The organism is Parabacteroides sp. KHUB-02, from assembly GCF_056640955.1.
Genome location: NZ_JBWQEV010000002.1, coordinates 409,832 through 432,859 on the forward strand (window position 1 = coordinate 409,832; position 23,028 = coordinate 432,859).

At 43.5% G+C, this 23,028-nt stretch carries 19 protein-coding genes; 14 read left to right on the top strand and 5 right to left on the bottom strand.

The annotated features are described in order from the left end of the window. The first annotated feature begins 55 nt into the window (after positions 1 to 55). A complete protein-coding gene (locus ACYIA1_RS22255; protein ID WP_122143721.1) occupies positions 56 to 2,977 on the top strand; it encodes an ATP-binding cassette domain-containing protein in 2,922 nt (973 codons plus the stop codon). 34 nt (positions 2,978 to 3,011) lie between these two features. Further along, on the top strand, positions 3,012 to 3,842 hold the full coding sequence (locus ACYIA1_RS22260) for a hypothetical protein (protein WP_009276759.1): 831 nt from the start codon (positions 3,012 to 3,014) through the stop codon (positions 3,840 to 3,842). A 137-nt stretch (positions 3,843 to 3,979) separates the two neighbouring features. Here ACYIA1_RS22260 and ACYIA1_RS22265 read toward each other — a convergent pair whose 3' ends face one another. Both ACYIA1_RS22265 and ACYIA1_RS22270 read right to left on the bottom strand, forming a co-directional pair. Further along, positions 3,980 to 5,167, bottom strand: coding sequence for a THUMP-like domain-containing protein (locus tag ACYIA1_RS22265; protein ID WP_270616620.1), 1,188 nt, complete (start codon positions 5,165 to 5,167; stop codon positions 3,980 to 3,982). A 6-nt stretch (positions 5,168 to 5,173) separates the two neighbouring features. Continuing rightward, positions 5,174 to 7,459, bottom strand: a complete 2,286-nt coding sequence (locus ACYIA1_RS22270) for a sensor histidine kinase (protein WP_048927486.1) — start codon at positions 7,457 to 7,459, stop codon at positions 5,174 to 5,176. A gap of 195 nt (positions 7,460 to 7,654) precedes the next feature. Here ACYIA1_RS22270 and ACYIA1_RS22275 point away from each other — a divergent pair, with 195 nt between their 5' ends. From ACYIA1_RS22275 to ACYIA1_RS22315, 9 genes are read left to right on the top strand one after another with little or no spacing between them, the layout of a single operon-like run. Further along, on the top strand, positions 7,655 to 8,848 hold the full coding sequence (locus ACYIA1_RS22275) for a saccharopine dehydrogenase family protein (protein ID WP_005856184.1): 1,194 nt from the start codon (positions 7,655 to 7,657) through the stop codon (positions 8,846 to 8,848). Between the two features lies 1 nt (position 8,849). After that, the gene (bcp, locus tag ACYIA1_RS22280; RefSeq protein WP_009017848.1) at positions 8,850 to 9,308 is read left to right on the top strand and encodes a thioredoxin-dependent thiol peroxidase; all 459 of its coding nucleotides are present in this window, start codon (positions 8,850 to 8,852) and stop codon (positions 9,306 to 9,308) included. Between the two features lie 9 nt (positions 9,309 to 9,317). Further along, a complete protein-coding gene (gene recA, locus ACYIA1_RS22285; RefSeq protein WP_008771841.1) occupies positions 9,318 to 10,370 on the top strand; it encodes a recombinase RecA in 1,053 nt (350 codons plus the stop codon). A 41-nt stretch (positions 10,371 to 10,411) separates the two neighbouring features. Beyond that, the gene (locus ACYIA1_RS22290) at positions 10,412 to 11,365 is read left to right on the top strand and encodes a GNAT family N-acetyltransferase (RefSeq protein WP_009017847.1); all 954 of its coding nucleotides are present in this window, start codon (positions 10,412 to 10,414) and stop codon (positions 11,363 to 11,365) included. Further along, a complete protein-coding gene (gene vimE, locus ACYIA1_RS22295) occupies positions 11,356 to 12,663 on the top strand; it encodes a UDP-2,3-diacetamido-2,3-dideoxy-alpha-D-glucuronate deacetylase VimE (RefSeq protein WP_008771839.1) in 1,308 nt (435 codons plus the stop codon). The genes ACYIA1_RS22290 and vimE overlap by 10 nt, the downstream gene beginning before the upstream one ends. Positions 12,664 to 12,701: 38 nt before the next feature. Continuing rightward, entirely contained in the window at positions 12,702 to 13,337 is a 636-nt protein-coding gene (locus ACYIA1_RS22300; protein ID WP_005868139.1) for a PIG-L deacetylase family protein, read from the top strand. A gap of 14 nt (positions 13,338 to 13,351) precedes the next feature. Continuing rightward, positions 13,352 to 14,587 carry a glycosyltransferase gene (locus ACYIA1_RS22305; protein WP_005868138.1) on the top strand — a complete coding sequence of 412 codons (1,236 nt, stop codon included), beginning with the start codon at positions 13,352 to 13,354 and terminating at the stop codon, positions 14,585 to 14,587. Positions 14,588 to 14,591: 4 nt separating this feature from the next. Next, positions 14,592 to 15,725: a glycosyltransferase family protein gene (locus tag ACYIA1_RS22310; protein WP_005868137.1), complete on the top strand. Its 1,134-nt coding sequence runs from the start codon at positions 14,592 to 14,594 to the stop codon at positions 15,723 to 15,725. Continuing rightward, complete coding sequence (locus ACYIA1_RS22315) at positions 15,709 to 16,722, top strand: class I SAM-dependent methyltransferase (protein ID WP_413639623.1); 1,014 nt, start codon at positions 15,709 to 15,711, stop codon at positions 16,720 to 16,722. The genes ACYIA1_RS22310 and ACYIA1_RS22315 overlap by 17 nt, the downstream gene beginning before the upstream one ends. On the opposite strand, the gene ACYIA1_RS22320 is transcribed toward ACYIA1_RS22315, so the two are convergent. After that, positions 16,666 to 17,076, bottom strand: a complete 411-nt coding sequence (locus ACYIA1_RS22320; protein WP_121961291.1) for a 2-amino-4-hydroxy-6-hydroxymethyldihydropteridine diphosphokinase — start codon at positions 17,074 to 17,076, stop codon at positions 16,666 to 16,668. The two genes, ACYIA1_RS22315 and ACYIA1_RS22320, sit on opposite strands and share 57 nt — an antisense overlap. Before the next feature lie 16 nt (positions 17,077 to 17,092). Continuing rightward, positions 17,093 to 17,578, bottom strand: a complete 486-nt coding sequence (locus ACYIA1_RS22325; protein ID WP_202194247.1) for a hypothetical protein — start codon at positions 17,576 to 17,578, stop codon at positions 17,093 to 17,095. Between the two features lie 137 nt (positions 17,579 to 17,715). Between ACYIA1_RS22325 and feoB the strand changes: the two genes are divergently transcribed. The 3 genes from feoB to ACYIA1_RS22340 are packed head-to-tail and all read left to right on the top strand — an operon-like array spanning position 17,716 to position 21,700. Further along, positions 17,716 to 20,205, top strand: coding sequence for a ferrous iron transport protein B (feoB, locus tag ACYIA1_RS22330; protein WP_480336417.1), 2,490 nt, complete (start codon positions 17,716 to 17,718; stop codon positions 20,203 to 20,205). Between the two features lie 50 nt (positions 20,206 to 20,255). Further along, positions 20,256 to 20,411: a FeoB-associated Cys-rich membrane protein gene (locus tag ACYIA1_RS22335; RefSeq protein WP_270616621.1), complete on the top strand. Its 156-nt coding sequence runs from the start codon at positions 20,256 to 20,258 to the stop codon at positions 20,409 to 20,411. 44 nt (positions 20,412 to 20,455) lie between these two features. Beyond that, complete coding sequence (locus ACYIA1_RS22340; RefSeq protein ID WP_250788165.1) at positions 20,456 to 21,700, top strand: metallophosphoesterase family protein; 1,245 nt, start codon at positions 20,456 to 20,458, stop codon at positions 21,698 to 21,700. 3 nt (positions 21,701 to 21,703) lie between these two features. Here ACYIA1_RS22340 and ACYIA1_RS22345 read toward each other — a convergent pair whose 3' ends face one another. After that, positions 21,704 to 23,020, bottom strand: coding sequence for a UDP-glucose dehydrogenase family protein (locus tag ACYIA1_RS22345; protein ID WP_250788164.1), 1,317 nt, complete (start codon positions 23,018 to 23,020; stop codon positions 21,704 to 21,706). Between the last annotated feature and the right edge of the window lie 8 nt (positions 23,021 to 23,028).

The following is a 23,028-nucleotide window of genomic DNA, read 5'->3' on the forward strand; positions in this document are numbered from 1 at the left end:
TTTTTTGTTTCACTTACCTTATCTTTGCAAGACATTTGAAACAATACTTTGATGAATGAATGAAACTATACTCAATGGGCTACTGAACTTGTTCGCTATATTTGCTTCGTTGGCAAAAATAGAAAGTGACCAAGCGCGTCAGGCCGTCAATTCTTACTTAACCAGTCACTTTGGTATCCGCTCCCATAAAGAATATATGGAGCTATTTGATGAGATACAAAGTGTTTACGATGATCCGGACTTCGATATCGATAGAGAGAGTGTTATTATCAACGTATGCAACCAGCTCAAGCCCAAATTGATTGCGGAAGACCAGCTATTGCTTCTTCTCCGTTTCATGGAGTTCGCCCATGGCAACAATGAAGGATTGAACGAGAACTTAGCCATTTTCCATAAGATCGCTACGATATTTAATATCGACACGGATACCTTCGACAATCTATACGCCTTTGTTGTCGGTAAAAAATCCCCCTCCATACTTACGATCAACGCTGATGATAGCGATAAAGACGTCAACCATATCTACAGAAGGGGGTTGGAGGGCGAGATACGGGTGTTGAGACTGACCCGGTTCGACCGAATGGTCTTTATCTACCAAGGCAGCGGACGGGTATTCATGAACGATATCCCGCTTACTTCCGGTATCTTCTATGGCTGGCAACGTAGCAGCGTAATCAAAAGCCCGCTATTCTTGCCGGTTTATTATAGTGATGTCCTCGATGTATTCAATCAGAATGAGCATAAGGAACGTATTTTATTAACCGGGAGGGATATCGAGTTCAGCTTCAAAAATAGCGAGAACGGTATGCACAATTTCTCTTTCAACCTTGAATCCGGCCAGTTGGTAGCCATCATGGGAGGAAGCGGCGTTGGTAAGTCTACCTTGTTAAGCATCTTAAATGGGAATATTATCCCCGGTGAGGGAAGTGTATGCTTGAACGGACATCCGCTGAGTGATCCGGAATGCAAGCAATTGATCGGTTTCGTGCCTCAGGATGACTTGCTGATCGAGGAGCTGACCGTATTCCAAAATCTATGGTATACCGCCCGCCTTTGTTTCGCGAACCTGACCGAAAAGGAGATCGAGGATCGTGTCAATACGATACTGGAGGATTTGGATCTGAGCAAGATCCGGGATTTGGCCGTCGGGTCTCCAATCCGGAAAACGATCAGCGGAGGGCAGCGTAAACGTTTAAATATAGCACTGGAACTTATCCGTGAGCCGGCGATCCTTTATTTGGACGAGCCAACCTCCGGCCTCTCGTCCACCGACTCCGAGAAGGTCATCATGCTGTTAAAGGAACAAACGCACCGGGGACGGCTCGTGGTTGTCAATATCCATCAACCTTCGTCCGAGATCTATAAGTTGTTCGATCGCCTGTGGTTATTAGATACCGGCGGTTACCCGATTTACGACGGTAACCCGATCGAGGCGATCACTTATTTCAAACGGATCGCCAATTACACCGATCAGGATATCAGCGTGTGCGGCACTTGTGGAAATATCAATCCAGAATTAATCCTAACTATTATCGACGCAAAAAAGATAGACGATAGCGGAAACCAGACAAACATCCGGAAGATAACTTCAAAAGAATGGCATGAGTTATATGTAGCTTCCCGCCCGAAGTTCCAAGAGGTTAAGCCTACCCCCCTGCCCCCGAATCATCAGCAGAAGCCCTCGATCTGGAAGCAATTCTGTATCTTCTTGGAAAGAAACATAAAAACCAAGCTGACCAATAAGCAGTATTTGTGCATCGCCTTACTGGAGACTCCTTTATTGGCGGTGATCGTGGCCCTGCTCACCCGCTTCGTACCCGATGACGGGTATTCTTTGCTGGCGAACAAAAATCTGGTATCCTACATTTTCATGGCGGTGATTGTCGCTACTTTCACGGGATTAAGCATCAGCGCCGAAGAGATCATCAAGGACCGGACGCTCCTAAAGCGAGAACGATTCTTGCGATTGAGCCGAGGCAGTTATCTCTCGTCAAAGATGTTCTACCTGCTTTGTATCTCAGCGATCCAAAGTTTGCTATTCATAGTGGTAGGAAATTTATTGATAGGCATCGGAAGCGAGATGTTCCTTACTTGGTGGATCACGCTATGGGCAACCTCATTCCTCGCCAACCTGACAGGTTTGATACTATCGCAATCTTTAAACTCGATCGTAGCGATCTATATAACGATACCGCTGCTTTTAATCCCGCAGATTTTACTTTGCGGCTTAGTTGTCAAGTTCGACGATTTGAGCAGGAGCGCATCCAGCCGGAACATAGTGCCCCTTATCGGTGAGGTTATCCCCTCACGTTGGGCATTCGAGGCGTTGGTTACGGAACAATTCCGGAACAACAGCTACAACCGCCTATTTTTCACGGTCGAAAAAGAAAAGTTCCTAGCGCAATATTACCGGAATGTCCATGCCGACGAGGTGCGCAGCCTCATAAACAGCCTCAACCTGATCCCGAATAAACGGGAAGAAAACACCCGGACGATCCACAACGAACTGGCCGTACTATCCCGTGCCGCCCGTATCGCCCCCTATACGTCCAAAGAGAGTTACGAGAGCTATATGGATAAAGTGGAAAAAGCCCTGCATACCCGTAGCGATAATTTCACGGCGTTATTAGAGAAAAAACGGAAAGAGGTCATTCAAGAACATGGCTCCGAATGGTTGAACACCTTGAAAAAAGAGCACCATAACTCGGCCATTGAGGAACTGGTACTTAACTCAACCAGTACCCAATTCTATAAGGAGGCTCACAACCGGATCTATCCTAAAATCGGGCAGATTTATCTGGAACCGGACAATAATTGGGGACGTGCGCCTTTCTATAGTCATGAGAAAAAATTCGCCGGTTATACATTTTCTACTTTTACATTTAATTTATTAATGTTAGGAATCTTTGCTTTATTGGTAATTATATCTATCTTCGCAGAGTTTCCCGGCAAGTATTTAAACAAAGGGAGCGATTAATGACAAAATATATAATCTAAAAATAAAGAATAACATGAAAAAGAGTTTTGTTAGCCTGCTAACCATAGCAGCGATTACATTTGGAATGGTATCTTGCAACAGCAGTAAAAAACAAGACGCCGCTGAGCAAAAAGTAGAGGAAGAAGCAGCTATCGCAGGAGAAGTATCTAAAGGTCTGCTTACTGCCGAGTTGAAAGACGAGGTTACTCGTTTCTTGAAAGATATGCCGGATTCGGAGTTGCCTTACAAAGTATCTACCGGCGAGGTTACGATCTCTGTCGCTAATACTGATTTTATGTTGCCGGTCAGCAAGGTTTCCGAATTGAACACACAAGCCCAGAAAGCACGTGCTTGCGGTATCTACTTCGCAGACTTGAACGTATTGAAGGCTATGAAAAAGCCGACTACAGATATCGAGAACGTATTGGTTAAATTGACTACGGATCTGGACATTCCATTCGCTATCGACATCATGAAAGAGTCCGCTCCCGCTAACGCCAGCAAAGAGGAGTTAAGCAAATTCATGAAAAACCAAGAAAACAAATTGATCGACGCTATGATGGAAAATGATAAGGCTGACGTTGAGCTTGAGTTGTTAGGGGGCATGGCTGTAGAATATGCCATTGTATACGCAAACCCGGGCTTGGTTGTTAAAGGCGACGCTATTTCCGCCGGTTTGAGCGAGAATATGGAAAAACGTATCGGTATCATCCAGCAGATCACAGCCGACTTAGCTAAATATTATCCTGACTTGGAGCAATTAGGAACTACAATCGCTCCGTTAAGCGGAATGGTAGCAACCATAAATACGGCTCGTGAGTCAAAAGCTAAGATTGAGGAAATGCGTGCGAATCTATTGAAGTAATATAAACCTCATATCATAAAAAGTGTATGGTGATAACATCATACACTTTTTTTATATCCCTTCGGATATCACTGCAACAGGTCTAGCAATAGTACTGCAGCACCTATGCAGTAACACTGCAACGCCCATGCAGTATCCTATATCTTATGAGTTTTGATAAGTACCTTATCCCCATTTTCCAGAGTAGTAGCGAAAAGATAGATAGTTCCTCCATCCGCAATTTTAGTTCGCTTACGTAACTCATCCACCGAGAGGGGGAAATTACGGACTGTGATATTCGCTTGGGGAATCTGCCTCGACAAGGTCTTACATTGTTTATTCGTAAAGGGGATCACTTCGTCTACCACAAAAGAACGTCCCGGAAAACTAGGGACAACCTCATCCGACGTATATAAATGACTGCTGACATGCAATTTATTCAATCCAAAACGAGTGGCGACCGCTTTAAACGCACCCGCCTTCAAGATGGAAGCGTTCGGTTCGTATAAATAACGCTTGACTTCTCCACGGATGGAAGCGACAGCTTCCCGTTCTTCCACCAATGAGAACACAAACAATTCCGGCTCTTCCTCCGAAGTGAAATTCACGCAACAGATTTGAGGACTCCCGCCTTTCGAGCCTCGCTCCAACACAAACAAAAGCTCCTTACATTCATTTTTCACCGAAAGCACCTGTATGGCTGTCACATCCGGAAGCAAATCCAACGTCATATGAATATCCGCCATCGGAGATAATTTAGCGATCACCTTAGAGGCATGACCAAACAAGACAGGAACCAACTTTGTCAAATCCGGCTCGCAATCTTGCAGCGCAAAAACCCGCTTATTCCCCTCTCCCCTACGAGCCGGATCGATATAAAACACATCTATTCCATCGATCTTATCTATCAACTCCGTAGAATCACCATTCAATACCGTTACGTTACCAACGTCTAGCACCTTGAAATTATGGATAGCCGCCTCGCAATAAGCTGAAAAGCGTTCGATATAGGTAACCTGCCGTACTTTCCGGGAGAAGAAATAGCTATCGATCCCCAATCCACCAGTCAAATCACATACATGTGCCTGTGGATCTACCAACCTCTGTTTGTACAAGGCAGTCTGTTCCGAGGAACATTGCTCCGCCGCTATCTTCGCCGGAAAAACCAGTCGATCGTTTTGATACCATGAAGGTAGTTTATCCTTGATCTGCCGCCGAGATTTTAATTGATCCACCACGAAAGGGATATCGATCCCCGGATAACGAGAGGCGGAAAGCAACAGACGATTCAAATCATCCGACGCATGTTCCTTGATAAATCGTGAAAGTTCCTCTATTTGTTCCATGCTTTGTCAACCTATACGTTCTTTAGGCAAAGTTAGCGTAAAACGGCTACCTTTACCATATTCTGACTTCAATTGTATCTCACCGCCGAAACGCTGCGCTATCACTTGGCAAATCGCCAGTCCGAGTCCGGTGCCTTGCGCAAACTCATCCAATTTGCAAAAACGATCAAAGACTTGCTTCTGTTTCTCCTCAGGGATGCCGATACCAGTGTCTTCTACATAGATATGAAGGCAGTCGCCTTTCGTACAGAAATAGTATCCAACTTCTATATAGCCCGAAGTCGTGAACTTGATGGCATTATTGATAAAATTAGACAATACTTGTTTCAGCCGATAAGGATCTACCGCCACAACCACCGGGATCTCGGGGACACGCATGCGTAGCTCTACCCCCTCGGGCATCATCAACTGGAAAGTACAATAGATTTCATTGATCAAGACATTCAAATCATGGCGATCGAAAACAAAACTCATCTTTCCGGATTCCATACGGGAAAGATCTAAAATATCATTGATCAGTTTCAATAGTAAGTCGGAGTTCGTATTAATCAACTTCACGAACTGCTCACGCTCTTCCGGCTCCAAGACCTCTTCCGAGTTCATTAAATTCGAGAAACCGACAATCGCATTCAGCGGCGTACGGATCTCATGGCTCATATTCGCCAAGAAAGCCGACTTCATCCGATCCGACTCCTCGGCTTTTTCCCTCGCAGAGATCAATACCTCCTCCGTATCCTTGATATTTTGGATATTCAAACATAAGCCATTGATTACATACCCATCATTCGCATCCTCTAAGCTTCCGTAACGAAATTCCCACCATTGGTAACCTTTCCCGTTAAAATCGCAACGATATTGAAGGATATGATGAGAGATTGTACCCGTACAAATGAAATCAATTAAGGATCGCAAACTCTGCCTGTCGTCCGGATGAGTCATCTCGTACAGCTCATCCAAAGGAATTTCCCGGGGAGAAATATTCACATAACTAAAGAACTCATTGTCAAATCGGAAAGTTCCAGACTGTAATTTCCAAGCGAATATATTACCCCCTTCCAACGCTAAAGAAAGATGCTCTTTCTCCTGCTTTAAATTAGCGAGCACCTCTTTCCTTCGTCTTGCTTCCCGCCAATAGAGATAAAACAAATAACCGATCAATGCCAACAATAAGATCACACCCAAGGAAGAGGCGATAAAAACCTCTATCTTATACCGTTCGGAAATAGGCATATTTATGACATGAACATTAGTAGGGACCTCTTCCTTTGAAATACCTAAACGTTGCATCTCTACCCAATCATACAGATACTCTTTGGGACTCTCTACGATCGGAACGGAAGAGACAGGCGTACCGGAAAGAATTTTAGCCGCCAACCTAGCCTGTTCCGCCGCTTGTATGCGGTTCGAGCAAAAATAGCCTCCCAGAACTTCCACGTTTATATTAAAGATTTCCCGCACTGCCGTAAATGAAGGAGTCACGAACATCTTAGACAAGCCTGCGGATGTATAGTCATAACGGATATTGAAAAATACGCAATAAGGATAGGTACCATTAATATTACTCAATAAAAACTCCCCATTGGCTTTACGAAAAGGCATGAAATGGATTATATTTTTCGAAGGACGTATCGCCTTCATTCTCATCTCGGTTCTAAACATCATGGAATCCACCTTAAAGTCCGGATCATTTAATTGGAAAGCCAATTGATTATAATCCAACACATACCGGCTCGTATCGACCGCTTTTATCAACTCCCGGAAAGCCAACTGCCCTAAGGAGGTCTTATCATAATTGATATAAATGCGAGACTTTCCCATTTGCCGATCGATCAAACGAAGGTTCTCCTCATAATCAATCTTATCCCAGCTACCTGTTACATTCGGATATTCTTCCAGCAAATCCCAATTAGGGAAATTGACGCCAGAGAAAACAACCGGAACTTTCTTTACAAAAGGATGGCCGCATTTCATCAACGTATAGGTAGCCTGATCATCATTCACCAATATGATGTCGGGCTTCCAAAGACGGATCGTATCGATAAAGTTATACATCCGTTCCTCTTCCTCCTCAGCCATATAACACTCGCAGTCGAGATAAAACGTACGGATGTCCGCATTCACCCGATTTTTTCCCAGCTCTTTCCGGATATCTGAGTTTAATTCCAGATAGTTCTTATCATCCCACCGAAAAGATTGGATCACAAGCACACGGCTCCGCTTCGCCTCAGGTTTACACCCCAACGCTAATAAAAGCAGAAAAAAAACACCCCCGACATTATTTAAGAATCTCATGTCCAAACTTTAAACAGTAAATGTGACAAAAGTACGACTATTTTCATTATTCACATTCATTAGCTGTATCTTTCTTTTCCCTCTTCCGTTCTAAAATGAATAAATATATAGGGATTGTCAAGGAAAAGCCGTATATTTGTCCATTGGTTGAAAACCTTGTAAACTGTATATTAACAAGATTAATTCTATTAGTAAATGGGAAGAGTATTAGTTATTGGTGCAGGGGGCGTAAGTACCGTTGCTGTTAAGAAAATAGCGATGAATGCGGATGTCTTCACGGATATCATGGTAGCTAGCCGTACGAAAAGTAAATGCGACAAGATCGCCGCCGATATCAAGAACGTGAAAGTGCAAACCGCACAGGTAGACGCAGACAACGTGCAAGAGCTTGTTGCCTTGTTTAACGCCTTCAAACCGGATTTGGTGGTAAATCTGGCCTTACCTTATCAAGATTTGCATATCATGGATGCTTGTCTGGAATACGGTGTTAGCTATTTAGATACGGCCAACTACGAACCGCTTGATGAAGCCAAATATCAATACAGCTGGCAATGGGCCTATAAAGATCGTTTCGAGAAAGCCGGTCTTACCGCTATCTTGGGATGTGGTTTCGATCCGGGGGTTACCGGCGTATATACAGCCTATGCGGCAAAGCATCATTTCGACGAGATACACTATCTGGATATCGTAGACTGCAACGCAGGAGATCACCATAAGGCATTCGCTACCAATTTCAATCCGGAAATCAATATCCGTGAGATTACTCAACGTGGCAAATATTTCGAGGATGGGGAATGGAAGGAGACCGATCCGTTAAGCGTACATAAAGCCTTGAATTATCCGAATGTAGGACCGAAAGAATCGTATTTGATGTATCACGAGGAATTGGAAAGTTTGACCAAAAACTTCCCGACCCTCAAACGGGCTCGTTTCTGGATGACTTTCGGACAGGAATACTTGACTCATCTACGTGTCATCCAAAATATCGGTATGGCTCGTATCGACCCGATCCTTTACAACGGGCAGGAAATCGTTCCGATCCAATTCTTAAAAGCCGTACTGCCGAACCCGGGTGATCTGGGAGAGAATTATACTGGCGAGACTTCCATCGGTTGCCGCATCCGTGGTATCAAGGACGGTAAGGAATTAACTTATTACGTATACAACAACTGTAGCCACCATGCCGCTTATCTAGAGACAGGAGCGCAAGGTGTTAGTTATACCACCGGTGTTCCCGCCATGATCGGCGCCAAATTATTTATGCAAGGCATTTGGAAGAAACCGGGTGTATGGAATGTGGAGGAATTCAATCCGGACCCATTCATGAAAGAGCTAAATGAGCAAGGTTTGCCTTGGCATGAATTGTTTAACATTGACTTAGAATTGTAATATGGCAATACAAATAGGCGATAAGGTTCCCGAGTTTTTGGGAACCGATCAAGACGGTAAAGAGGTAAAGATGAGTGACTATAAAGGGAAAAAAGTAGCGCTCTATTTTTATCCGAAAGATAATACGAGCGGTTGCACGGCGGAAGCATGCAGCTTACGTGACGGCTATCAAGCCTTACAAGCGAAAGGCTTCGAGATCATCGGAGTAAGTAAAGATAGCGCCAAATCGCATCAAGGCTTTATACAAAAGCAAAACTTACCTTTCCGTTTAATAGCGGACACAGACACGGCCTTACAAGAACAGTTTGGTGTGTGGGCTGAGAAAAAAATGTACGGACGTTCATACATGGGGACTCTCCGGACCACCTTTATCATTAACGAGGAAGGTATTGTTACCAATATCATCGGGCCGAAAGAGGTGAAGACAAAAGACCATGCAAATCAAATCCTTAATTTATAAGGGACACATATGGCAAAAGAAGAAAATTTGTTCGAAGAAAAAGCGAAAGAAGAAGGTGGTAAACCAGCCGCTAACACGGATAAGCTAAAAGCTTTACGTGCGGCAATGGATAAAATCGAGAAGAACTACGGAAAAGGTTCGATCATGAAACTGGGCGATGAAAGCATCGAGGATATCGAGGTGATACCGACAGGCTCTATCGCTTTAAACGCAGCGCTGGGCGTAGGTGGATATCCGAAAGGACGTATCGTCGAGATCTATGGTCCGGAATCTTCCGGTAAGACAACGATAGCGATCCATGCGATCGCCGAGGCGCAGAAAAAAGGAGGTATCGCCGCATTTATCGATGCGGAGCATGCTTTTGACCGTTTCTATGCCGAGAAGCTAGGCGTTGATGTAGAGAACCTATGGATCTCCCAGCCGGATAACGGTGAGCAGGCCTTGGAAATAGCCGAGCAATTGATCCGTTCATCCGCCGTAGATATCATTGTTATCGACTCCGTAGCCGCATTGACTCCTAAAGCCGAGATTGAGGGCGATATGGGAGACAGCAAGATGGGTCTGCAAGCTCGTCTAATGTCGCAAGCCCTTCGTAAGTTGACGGCCGCAATCAATAAGACGAATACGACCTGTATCTTCATCAACCAATTGCGTGATAAGATCGGTGTAATGTTCGGAAACCCTGAAACGACGACAGGTGGTAACGCATTGAAATTCTATGCTTCTGTCCGTTTGGATATCCGTAGTATTGGAAAGCTGAAAGATGGTGACGAGATCAAGGGAAACCAAGTGCGTGTGAAAGTTATAAAAAACAAGGTGGCCCCTCCATTCCGCAAGGCAGAGTTCGATATCATGTTCGGTCAAGGTATTTCCCGTTCCGGAGAGATCATCGATCTTGGTTCTGAACTGAATATCATCAAGAAGAGCGGTTCATGGTACAGCTACAACGATACCAAATTGGGACAGGGTCGTGATGCGGCAAAACAATGTGTCGAGGACAATCCCGAATTGGCAGACGAATTATCCGAATTAATATTTGAGGCATTAAAAGCCAACAAGTAATTTGCGGGGGCGGGCAAACCCCGCCCCTATACGAAATTGTAATGAGTAATAAAGACAAATATCGTTTACTTTGCAATACTGAAAAAAATATACCGATCTTCTCACATGACTGGTGGTTGGATACGGTTTGCGGAGAAAAAAAATGGGATGTCTTGCTTATAGAACAAAAGGGAAGGATACAGGCAACCCTCCCCCTTTACATCCCCCATTCCGATATTGTCTCAATGCCTTCTTACACCCAAACGATGGGCCCTTGGTTCGCCGCAAGTTCCTCCGACACGAAATATACGACCGAGTTAGGACGACGTCAAGAACTATGCAAACAATTCACGGAAGAACTAAAACGCTATCCGCACTTCCTGCAAAATTTCAATTATGACATTACGGATTGGCTTCCGTTTTATTGGGCGGGATATAACCAAACGACACGTTATACCTATTTATTAAAAAATATCCGGGATCATCAAGCGGTATGGGAGAATATGAGCCCCAATATCCGGCGAAATATTGCGAAAGCGCAGAATAAATACCATATATCCGTAAAAAAAGGGATTCCTTTGAATGAGTTCCTAGCTGTACAAGCCCAAACATTTGATCGCCAGCATGTACGAATCAAGGAAGACACGAATGTACTGAAAGACTTGATCGCCACTTGCCGGCAAAGAGGACAAGGTGATTTATGGGGAGGTTATGACGAGCAAGGCCATTTACATGCGGCCGCTTTCATCGTATGGCAAGATCGATCGGCTTACTATCTCGCAGGAGGAGGAAATCCGGCCTATAGAGGTTCCGGAGCGCAAAGCTACGTCCTGTGGGAATGTCTTCATTTCGTTTCTCAATTTACGACGGTATTTGATTTCGAAGGGTCTATGCTACCCGGAGTAGAACGTTTCTTCCGCGAGTTCGGAGCTATCCAAACCCCATTTTTCACAATATCTAGGGGGAAATTGAGTTTATTAGACAGAGCACGCATTAAACTAAGCAAATGGGTATGAAAAATCGCACTTTACATTATATAATACGTTTTCTTGTAGGAGATGATGTCCCTAGCGAACTGGTGGAAACGATCGGGTACACGGCTGATCCCAATAAATTCGACCGATATAACGTCGTTATTATTCCATCCGGCTTCTTTGATGGACAAACATACGGGACTCCCGCTTCCTTACCGGAACTCCCCTTGCAAGAGGTTCAAGGTATCCCCTTGTTATTCGGCTCGCCGAAAGAGGAATGGATAAGAGATACATGGGTGGTTCATGCCGATATCATCGCAAGTACTTATTTTCTCATTTCCAGATACGAGGAGATGGTACGGCGTGGACTTCGGGATGAGCATGGAAGATTTCCCGGTAAAGAGTCCTTACCCTACCGGGCCGGTTTCCTGCATCGTCCGATCGTGGATGAATATCGCATGCTGCTTCATCGTTGGCTGCGCCAATCCCGGTTACGTGTACCCGAGGTAAAAAAGCAAATCCGGAAGATCTACCTCACGCACGACGTAGATTCTCCGACTCTATATCGTTCGTGGAAAGGTTTGATACGGTCTATTAGAGATAGAAGAGGTTTATATAAATCCTTTCAAGGTAAATTCGGTTCCCTTGAGAAAGACCCGTTTTATACCTTCCCTTGGTTTTTCCGCCAGAATAGTATCCTTCAGGACTTGATCGGGAAGGAACAATGTCACCCTATCCTATTTATCCGGAACGGGGGGAAAGCCAAGCACGACAAACCTCATTACGATTTGAGGAATAAAGATATTCGTAAATTGATAAAAAGTGCTTTAGAGCATAATGTAACTATTGGTTTGCATAGTAGCTACCAAGCGGGTACGACTCCCAGCCTTATCCGGAAAGAGAAAACCGGTCTGGAAGATCATATCGGTAAAAATGTTCGGTTCAACCGTCATCATTTCTTGGCAATCCGGGAACCGGAAGATATGGACCAAATAGAGGCTGCTGGGGTTACGGACGATTTCACCATGGGGTACGCCGATGTCTCCGGATTCCGGTTAGGGACTTGCTACCCGGTTCGTTGGATCAATCCGATCACCCGCCGGCTATCTCCTCTCCGACTACATCCGCTTATTATAATGGATTGTACCCTAGAGGAGGAGAAATATATGGGACTGGATTTTGACAGGGCTTTAACCTATTGCCGGAATTTAGTGGAACAAGTAAATAATGTAGGAGGTGAATTGGTTTTACTATGGCATAATGACTCCGTACAAGAAGGGTCCGGAAGTTATTTACGTAAATTATACGCCCAGCTATTAAAAGAATTAGCGAAGCAGTGAAAACAATAAAATCCCTGTATTCAAATAAATCAGAAAGAATGATTACTAATTGTAAAAATATTTTAGTCCTCGCCCCTCATACGGATGATGGGGAACTTGGGTTGGGGGGAACTATCTCACGCCTGATAGAAGATGGTAAAAAAGTGACCTATGTGGCTTTCTCCACCGCACAGCAATCGGTTCCCGAGGGTTTTCCGAAAGATATCTTGAAGACAGAGGTCAAGCAAGCGACCCAGACCTTAGGTATAGAACCGGAAAACCTAATCATATACAATTACGAAGTAAGAAAACTGGGATACGCAAGACAAGAGATATTAGAGGAGTTAATACGCCTGAAAAAAGTATCCGATTTTGACCTAGTCTTCATCCCTAGCTTGCACGACATCCACCAAGATCATACGACGATCGCCCAAGAGGGTCTACGGGCGTTCAAAAACACGAATATATTAGGTTATGAGTTAATCTGGAACAACCTGACATTCAATACACAATGTTTTGTAAGGCTGGAAGAGCGCCATATCGACGCAAAGGTAGAATCATTGAAAGCCTATAAATCGCAAGGAGCGAGAGATTATCTATCCAAGGACTTTATCTATTCATTAGCGAGAGCACGGGGTGTCCAAGCGGGATGTACCTATGCGGAAGCGTTTGAAGTCGTTCGTCTATTCTTATAACACTGATTGAATCCATGAATAAACTTCTTATCATATGTGATATGTTCCCACCCGCTTTCGCCCCCAGAATGGGATATCTATGCAAATATTTGACACGCATGGGATGGGAAGTTACCGTAGTGACAGAATACATAGAAGACAATACATTCGAATTCCTTACGGGGTATGCGGACGTGTATTGCGTCCGCTACTACAAAGCATCAGGAAAGATCTCAAAGCATATCGAATGGATGTGGGTCATGTTTCTAGACATCTTGTTTGGTTATAAAGACATGAGAATAATCAACGCATGCATCCCCTTAATAAAGACCAACCAATACAAGGGGATATTGTGTAGCACATACCGCACCTTTCCTTTAACCGCCGCCAAGACGTTAGCGATCCATACCAACCTCCCTTTCGTCGTGGATTTACGAGATATTATCGAGCAATACGCCTCCAACGAATATATATCGCATAAATTCCATACATTTTCATGGTTAGACGCATTCATCACAAAGCGATTTCGCAAACGGTTACTTAGAAAGCGAAATAACGCTTTGGAGGTAGCGGATTGTGTCACGACCGTATCGCCTTGGCATGTGGAGGTACTCAAACAATATAATCCCAACGTAAGACTGATTTATAATGGATTCGATCCTGAGTTGTTCTATCCGCAACAAATCAAGACCTCCCGGTTTATCATTACCTATACCGGACGGTTGTTAAGTTTAGCGATCCGAAATCCGGAGTTATTATTTGCAGCCATCGCCCGTCTTACGGAGGACAAGGTCATTATCCCCGAAACTTTTCGAGTTGTATGGTATACCGATCAAGAGTCCCGCTCCATCATCCGCCAAGAGGCCGAACGACATGGGGTGCAATCTTTCATGGATTACCATGAGTATGTACCGGCATCCGATATTCCCCTCATCTTGAACAAAAGCTCGGTGCTGCTTTCCTTGACGAATAAGTTTGACACGTCTGGTCCAAAAGGCTTCATGACAACTAAGTTCTTTGAATCGCTTGCGGTAGAAAAACCCATCTTATGCGTACAAAGTGACGAGGCCTACCTCGCCGAAGCCATCAAGGAGACCCATTCCGGACTGGCCGCAACCCGGGTAGACGAGGTGTACGATTTCTTGAAACATTACTATGAGGAATGGCAGGAAAAAGGATATACGACCTCGCCCGTCAATCGGGATAAGCTATCGAATTATTCCCGGAAAGAACAAGCTAGCCAATTTGCGCGTATATTTGAGGAAATTTAAGCAGATGGATAAATACCTCAACATAGTATCGTTCAATATACCTTATCCCGCCAATTACGGAGGGGTTATTGATGTGTATTATAAACTGGAAGCCTTGCGTGCTTGCGGCGTGAAACTCATATTACATTGTTTCGAATATGAACGTCCGCATGCACCGGAATTAGAAAGCATTTGCGACAAGGTTTTCTATTATAAACGCCGTACCGGGGTAATCGCTAATTTAACATGGCTCCCTTACAATGTATATAGCCGTAAAGATCATCGCTTGATCGAGAATCTTTTACAAAATGATTACCCGATCTTATTTGAGGGCCTCCACTCCTGCTATTATATGGACGATCCCCGTTTAAGAAACCGGATGAAGATATTCCGGGAGTGCAATATCGAGCACGATTATTATCGCCACTTGGCAAAGTCTGGCAAAGGATTGGTTCGCAATGCCTTTTTCAAGATCGAGGCCATGCGCTTCCAAGCCTATCAGAAAGTAGCACGGTACGCAAATCTGATAATCGCCGTATCCACGACAGACGCAGACTATTTACGAAAACAATTTCCCAATCAAAGGATCGAGTTCGTTCCTTGTTTCCACGAGAATAACCGGATTACGGCCGAACCGGGAAAATCCGATTATATTTTATATCATGGCAAGTTATCCGTTATCGAGAATGAACGAGCCGTGTTATTTCTCACCAAGCATGTTTTCAGCCAATTAAAACATACCTGCATAATAGCGGGCATGAACCCGACCCGTTTGATACGAGAGGCAGCCGCTCCTTACCCACATATAAAAGTAGAAGCAAATCCCAGTAAGGAACGTATGGACGCATTGATCCACAACGCACAAATTCATATGCTAATCACATTTCAAGATACCGGCCTAAAACTAAAGCTTTTGAACAGCTTATTCGCCGGAAGGCATACGATTGTCAATCATCTCATGCTAGCGGGTAGCGGATTAGATCCTTTATGCCATATCGCCGATACGCCGGATGAGATGATACGGGCTTGCGAACAATTAATGGCCCTACCTATAGATAAAGAGGTGATAGATAAACGAAAACAATTATTGTTCCCTGCTTTTTCTAATGAAGATCAGGGGATACGTTTATACAAGATGATATATGATGAAAGAGAATAGAAGTGATTTATTACATACATTAACCGAACGTTTGAAAGCGATCGACTATAATAAATTACCGATCAGCGATTATAATAAGCGATACATCGGCAACTTAAAGCCGGCGTTAAGCTATTTCATGCATATATACGCAGATTGCCTACAAAGAGGACTTCAAGCGATACAAACCCCTATCTCCGATGTCATGCTAATCGATTATGGAGGAGGAACCGGCTTCCTTAGTATTCTGGCGAAATCCATAGGAATAGGACAAGTTATTTATATTGATCTTAACCCATCTTCCGTGGAGACGATCCAGCTATTGAAACAAATAATAGGAGTAGGCCCCGATATCATACTCCATGGAGATTCAGATGTTCTTGCGGACTGGTGCGCAAGGAACAAAGTCTACCCCCAACTTTTAATCGCTACGGACCTGATAGAGCATGTCTATGATTTATCTTTGTTCTTCAAGGATTTAATCCATATAAACGATTCCATGTATCTACTATTCACGACAGCCTCTACACCATTCAACCCGTATGTCCAACAACGGTTACATAAGATGATGGTCGGATGCGAAAGTGGATCTTTGGAATCCCCCAACTATTATACATTACGAGAGCAATTCATAACGAAACTTTGCCCGGCTTTCTCCCCAAAAGAAGTAGAGACATGGGCCCGGAAGACTAGAGGCTTGACCTATCCCGATATCCAAAAAGCGATCGAGAAAAAGAGTTTACCAAGCCCGGAAGACCCATACAATACTTGCGACCCGGCTACAGGTAATTGGGCCGAACGAATCCTTCCCATACAGACTTATGAAGACTTATTGGCACCCTACCAGTTCAAGCTTAAAGTAGAGAAAGGATTTTATAACGCAGACCGAAACAACCCAGTTCTTTCCTTGATATGCAAAGGTATCAACGCATTGATCCGCAACAGCGGCTCCTTTGGTTTTCTATTGGCACCATTCATCATTCTCTCCTGCGGCAAGGAGCGAGCAGATGCCATCTAGAACATATTCACGGGTCAAGTCCTCAGCTTTCAAGATTTGGTCGTTCCACTGCAATAAATCAATATCTATCGGCACATGCCCACAAGATTTATCTTCCGGCTTACGGCCGATGCAGCATTCTATATCTTTCAAGACATCCTTTATTCGCGCCGGACTCTCCTCGCTATACAAAACAGCCACTCGATTCAAAAATGTAGTTGATAATGGACAATCGATCGGTTCCGTATAAACTGGCTGAGAAAACTGTATAAAAACAAAATGAGCACGCAGCATCTCCGCCGCGCGCTCCATATTTTTCTCTTTATCCCAATTAGAGCCTAAGCACAATAGAACCCGGTTTCGTTTATTCTCCATCTCCGGCTAAAAGCGTTTAGTCATTCTTATGATTATTCAAGAATGTATTGATAAAACCGATCAACTTCACGAAAGAAGCGGAAAATTGTCCGGTATCGCTATTACGGATAGAGATAAATTTCTCCTTACCTTCCGTGGTAAATGAAACCTGATACATGATATCCCCTAAATCCCGGTTCGTCTCCTCCTCAAAGCCATAAGAGTCTTTCATCTTAAAGAAATTACATTTTTGCAGAATCGGTTTTAAAGAAGCGAACTCCTCGTCAGTCAATGTCCCCTCCATAATTTTAGGATCTCGTTTCTTGGCGAAATTATCCATATAATAATTATACTCCTCGATACGGAATGTCTTGTCACTATCAAACAGAACCATTAGTTTGTAGTTATCTACACTTTCCATACTATAACTAAAAGAGAAATCCTTCAATTCTTTTTTACAGCCTGTAAAATAAGCAGACAGAAGAACCAATAAGGTAGCGAACAAAGTAATTCGTAGTTTCATTTGTCTAAAGTTGAAATTTGTGGCACAAACATACATAAAATACTCGAAAAACAACCCATGGAAATAAAAAAATACCTATTAGTTGGTATTGGTGGTACGAAGTTTTCAAGCTACCTTTGCGTAACATTTAATAGGACATGAGATTATCAGAACTTCGCACAGGCGATAAAGGTGTTATAGTAAAGGTAATGGGTCGCGGAGCTTTCCGCAAACGCATTATCGAGATGGGATTTATCAGAGGGAAAGAAGTGATCGTTATACAAAACGCTCCGCTCAAAGACCCTATTCACTATCGTGTAATGGGATATGATGTCTCATTGCGACGCTCGGACGCCGTATTGATCGAAGTCGTTAGCGCGGCGGATTTCGAGAAGGAACAAGCTACCTCGGTACAAGATACGAAGAGGAGCGCAGACTCTTTTATCCTGCCTTCCGGCAATGAATTGCAAGCCATCGCATTACATAAAGGAAAAACAATTAACGTAGCCTTGGTTGGTAATCCGAACTGCGGAAAGACCTCTCTTTTCAATTTCGCGTCCGGAGCACATGAGCATGTGGGTAACTATAGCGGCGTGACCGTAGATGCCAAGGAAGGAACCTTCCAACAGAATGGCTATACATTCCGCATCGTGGATTTACCGGGTACTTACTCCCTATCCGCTTACACGCCGGAAGAATTATACGTGCGCAAGCATTTGAATGAAGAGCAACCGGACGTGGTGATCAATGTTATCGACGCATCCAATCTGGAGCGAAACCTATATTTGACCGCCCAACTGATCGATATGGACGTTCGCATGGTAATCGCCTTAAACATGTATGATGAGCTGGAACGCCATGGTAATAAATTCGATCATGAGTCCTTAGCGAAAATGATCGGGGCACCGATTATCCCAACCGTAAGTAAAACAGGCTTTGGCATAGAGGATTTGTTTAACCGTGTAATCAAGGTATACGAAGAAGAAGATCCTGTCATCCGTCATATCCATATTAATTACGGAGAGTCTTTAGAGAAAGGGATCAGCAACGTTAGGAAGACCTTGAAAAATAGCGTGGATATACCCAAAAGCTTGTCAAAGCGCTATCTATCTATCAAGCTATTAGAGGGAGACCGGGAGATAGAGACATTTATAAAAACGCTGCCCGGTGCCGAAACGATCTTCCAAGAAAGAGACCGTAATACAGCCCTAATAGAAAAGTTATTGCAAGAGGATTGTGAGACCGCATTCACGAACGCACGCTATGGCTTTATTTCCGGAGCGTTGCGTGAGACTTACGAACAAAATACGATCAAAGAGGCAACGAGTACGCAGATCATCGATCTATTCGTCACGCATAAAGTCTTAGGCTTCCCTATCTTTATCCTATTCATGTGGATCATGTTCGAGGCCACTTTCCGTTTGGGAGGCTATCCGATGGAATGGATAGAGGCATTGGTCGAGGTGATCGGTAATTTCGTGCGCAGCCATATGTCGGAAGGACCTTTGAAGGATCTTCTCGTGGATGGTATCATCGGTGGCGTGGGAGGTGTTATCGTGTTCCTGCCGAATATCTTGATTCTGTATATGTTCATATCGTTCATGGAAGACTCCGGATATATGGCACGTGCGGCTTTTATCATGGATAAGATCATGCATAAGATGGGACTGCATGGAAAGTCGTTCATCCCTTTAGTGATGGGATTCGGTTGTAATGTTCCTGCTATCATGGCCTCCCGTACGATAGAGAGCCGTAATAGCCGGATGATAACGATGTTGGTAAATCCGTTGATGAGCTGTAGCGCCCGCCTGCCGGTTTATGTATTGCTGACCGGGGCGTTTTTCCCGAAGAACGCCAGCTTTGTGTTATTAGCTTTATATGTATCCGGAATCTTGCTGGCAGTTATCATGGCCCGTCTTTTCAAACGCTTCCTGTTTAACGAGGAGGATGTTCCTTTCGTAATGGAACTCCCCCCCTATCGGATGCCTACCGGCAAATCCATCATGATCCATATGTGGGAGAAAGCGAAACAATACTTGCACAAGATGGGAGGTATCATCTTGGTCGCTTCTATCATCATCTGGTTCCTTGGGTATTTCCCCAGACATTCGGAGAGCGGAGATCAGTTTGATCGCCAGATAGCGGAGATCGAAAATACGGAGTTGGATTCTCAAGAAAAAACAGATAAGATAGAGGAGTTAGAACGCTTGAAGGCAATCGACCACCAACAAAATTCGTATATCGGGCGTATCGGCCAGACGATTCAACCGATCTTGGCTCCTTTAGGATTCGATTGGAAAATGAGTGTAAGCCTACTTACCGGTATGGCGGCGAAAGAAGTTGTTGTCAGCACGTTAAGCGTATTATACACGGGGAATGCCGATGATGACAGCCAAGCCCTGTCGGAGCGTTTGAAGCAAGACCGTAACGCAGAAGGTAATTTGGTATTCACACCGCTCATAGCGATTAGCTTAATGCTTTTCGTCTTGATTTATTTTCCGTGCATAGCAACTATATCGGCTATTGTCAACGAGTCTGGCTCATGGAAATGGGGTATATTCGTTATCATTTATACTTGTGTCCTAGCATGGATCGTTTCTTTCATTGTTTATCAAACGGGGAATTTCTTTGTGGGTTTATTCAGCTAAGAACTTTCCTATGTTTTATTTAGTTATATATAGGAGGTAAATTTATAGGTATGTGGCAAGATATAGCAGTTTGCGTTATTGGTATCTCGGTTATCGGATATATCGCATATAAGGTTTATCGAATGCTTACGAAACCGAAATCCAGTGATCCTTGCAGCGGGTGTAGTGGGTGTTCGTTGAAAAAAGAGTTTAGAATGAAGGAATAACAAAATATTTTTTATATTCGCGTTATTCTAATACAACATAGGTTATGAATAACACGACCTTACAAATATATGCCCTTTTTATCCTGCTGATCTTATCAGTAGGCTGTAAAGATGATTGGAAAAACCTCAACTTGCGTAGCGGAGAGAATGAACCTTTTTATTGGGAAAACAATAAGCTCGCAGCTCAGAGACTAGCGAAAATCATGTACAATAAAACAGATAGTGGAAGTTATGAACGTTTTAAGATCGTCCATATTTCGGATTCTCATTTATCCTCTTGGTCTCCGAGCAATAATTACGAGTTACCTATAAATCTACGACAATCCATCCAATTCGCCAATCAACAAGAACTGCGAATCAATGCGATAACCGCTACAGGTGATTTTATTTCCTTTGATAAGAAAAAGAAAGCGAAAGAAAGTATGCGTTCATTTATTCATCATCTTTATGATGAAAACCATATTCCCACTTTTATTTGTACAGGAAATCATGACAGCAATTCCGAGGAAGAGATAGGCAGCACTTTCTTATATAAGAACGAGATCAACGAAATATTATTTGCCAACAATAACTATTCAAAGAATCGCAAACATTCCGAAAATTATTATTATTCAGATCTGCCAAACCCTCAAGGAGGTACTATCCGCTTCATTGCCCTTGACATGTTGGATCAACCTGCTTCTCAATACAATACTTTAACTTATGCCTATTTTTCCCAACAACAAATTAGCTGGCTAATTAATATAGCTTTAAAAGAACAAATGACTAATCATCATAGCATCATTATTCTAACTCATTTTCCTTTTCAACCTTATAATGCGAATTATAATACCTATTTATGTGATGGGGATTACGTTCATTCGTGGAATATGATCCCCGAAATCATCGAAGCTTTTCGTACTCGCTCCTCATTAGAGAAAGTATATCCAAATCAATTCAACCTAGAACCCATCAATATCAAGGCTGATTTCAGCGATAGTAAAGGAGAATTTATCTGCTATCTAGGTGGACATATCCACTGCAACGCCTATTTTGACGTGACTGGATTAGAAAACGAAAGTGCGGAACTCGTTCCACAAAAAATGATCCTTTGTACCAATCAAGCTCCAAGTGAAAAAGGCGTGGTATACAACAGGGTCATACGTGAAGAAGATAGCCTATCAAGTAACAGTTTTTGTATCTATGCCGTAGATACAAAAGAAAAGAAGATTTACATCACCTATTTCGGTGCCTATAAACCTTCTAATGATCGTAACTATCCGGAGATTCATACAATCTCGTATAATTAAAATTTACCGACCTATACAATGATAGATAAAGCCGGCTTCCTCTAACTCTGTCTTGTCATAAATATTACGTCCGTCTAAAATTAAAGGCGTGGACATCAATTTCTTGATAACAGACCAAGAGGGCATACGAAACTCTTTCCATTCCGTAACAAGCAACAGAGCGTTTGCATCTATCACGGTCTCATAAATATCTTTGCCATATGAAATCACCCCCACAGGTAAACGTCTTTGAGCCTCGGGCATTGCAACCGGATCATAGGCGGAAACTACACATCCAGCTTCTTTCAACTTTTTGATTAAGACTAGCGAAGGAGCCTCTCGCATATCATCCGTTTCCGGCTTAAATGCTAATCCCCATAAAGCAATTCGTTTACCTTGTATATCTCCTCTAAAATGTTTCATTAATTTACGGAACAATATCGATTTCTGCTCCTCGTTTACGGCTTCCACCGCTTCTAGAATACGCATTTGGTAACCACTGTTGGCTGCGGTCTTCACAAGCGCCTTAACGTCTTTAGGAAAACAAGACCCACCGTATCCACAACCCGCATATAAGAAACGACTACCTATACGGGCATCCGTACCGATTCCTTTACGTACCATATTAACATCCGCCCCAACTATCTCACACAAATTGGCAATATCATTCATAAAACTGATGCGAGTAGCCAACATAGCGTTCGCCGCATATTTTGTCATCTCCGCAGATGGCACATCCATGAAGATTACACGGAAATTATTTAACAAAAAAGGACGATACAATTTCGCCATCAACTTCTGAGCACGATCAGACTCAACCCCAACAACAACCCGGTCTGGACTCATAAAATCCTTGATAGCCGCACCTTCTTTCAAGAATTCAGGATTAGAAGCGATATCAAATTCAATACTCACATCTCGCAAGGCTTGTTCCTCCTTGATCGCTTTCTTGATTTTCTGGGCAGTGCCTACCGGAACCGTACTTTTCGTAACAACCAAGATATATTTATTCATATAGCGTCCTACCGTACGGGCAACCTCAAGCACATACTTCAAGTCTGCGCTACCATCCTCATCGGGAGGTGTACCAACCGCACAAAACAGTACCTCGACCTCATTCAAACATTCTTTTAAATCAGTCATAAAATGAAGACGACCAGCTTGGGAATTGCGTGCCACCATATCGTCTAGCCCCGGTTCATAGATAGGAACTATGCCTTTCTTTAGATTCTCAATCTTTACCTTATCCACGTCCACACAAAAGACCTCAGTCCCCATTTCCGCAAAACAAGTACCCGTTACCAGCCCGACATAGCCTGTACCTACAATCGCTATTTTCATATATATCT

Coding starts and splice junctions, on each gene's coding strand:
- ACYIA1_RS22255 (WP_122143721.1), top strand. CDS start 56: ATGAATGAAACTATACTCAATGGGCTACTGAACTTGTTCGCTATATTT.
- ACYIA1_RS22260 (WP_009276759.1), top strand. CDS start 3,012: ATGAAAAAGAGTTTTGTTAGCCTGCTAACCATAGCAGCGATTACATTT.
- ACYIA1_RS22265 (WP_270616620.1), bottom strand. CDS start 5,167: ATGGAACAAATAGAGGAACTTTCACGATTTATCAAGGAACATGCGTCG.
- ACYIA1_RS22270 (WP_048927486.1), bottom strand. CDS start 7,459: ATGAGATTCTTAAATAATGTCGGGGGTGTTTTTTTTCTGCTTTTATTA.
- ACYIA1_RS22275 (WP_005856184.1), top strand. CDS start 7,655: ATGGGAAGAGTATTAGTTATTGGTGCAGGGGGCGTAAGTACCGTTGCT.
- bcp (WP_009017848.1), top strand. CDS start 8,850: ATGGCAATACAAATAGGCGATAAGGTTCCCGAGTTTTTGGGAACCGAT.
- recA (WP_008771841.1), top strand. CDS start 9,318: ATGGCAAAAGAAGAAAATTTGTTCGAAGAAAAAGCGAAAGAAGAAGGT.
- ACYIA1_RS22290 (WP_009017847.1), top strand. CDS start 10,412: ATGAGTAATAAAGACAAATATCGTTTACTTTGCAATACTGAAAAAAAT.
- vimE (WP_008771839.1), top strand. CDS start 11,356: ATGGGTATGAAAAATCGCACTTTACATTATATAATACGTTTTCTTGTA.
- ACYIA1_RS22300 (WP_005868139.1), top strand. CDS start 12,702: ATGATTACTAATTGTAAAAATATTTTAGTCCTCGCCCCTCATACGGAT.
- ACYIA1_RS22305 (WP_005868138.1), top strand. CDS start 13,352: ATGAATAAACTTCTTATCATATGTGATATGTTCCCACCCGCTTTCGCC.
- ACYIA1_RS22310 (WP_005868137.1), top strand. CDS start 14,592: ATGGATAAATACCTCAACATAGTATCGTTCAATATACCTTATCCCGCC.
- ACYIA1_RS22315 (WP_413639623.1), top strand. CDS start 15,709: ATGATGAAAGAGAATAGAAGTGATTTATTACATACATTAACCGAACGT.
- ACYIA1_RS22320 (WP_121961291.1), bottom strand. CDS start 17,076: ATGGAGAATAAACGAAACCGGGTTCTATTGTGCTTAGGCTCTAATTGG.
- ACYIA1_RS22325 (WP_202194247.1), bottom strand. CDS start 17,578: ATGAAACTACGAATTACTTTGTTCGCTACCTTATTGGTTCTTCTGTCT.
- feoB (WP_480336417.1), top strand. CDS start 17,716: ATGAGATTATCAGAACTTCGCACAGGCGATAAAGGTGTTATAGTAAAG.
- ACYIA1_RS22335 (WP_270616621.1), top strand. CDS start 20,256: ATGTGGCAAGATATAGCAGTTTGCGTTATTGGTATCTCGGTTATCGGA.
- ACYIA1_RS22340 (WP_250788165.1), top strand. CDS start 20,456: ATGAATAACACGACCTTACAAATATATGCCCTTTTTATCCTGCTGATC.
- ACYIA1_RS22345 (WP_250788164.1), bottom strand. CDS start 23,020: ATGAAAATAGCGATTGTAGGTACAGGCTATGTCGGGCTGGTAACGGGT.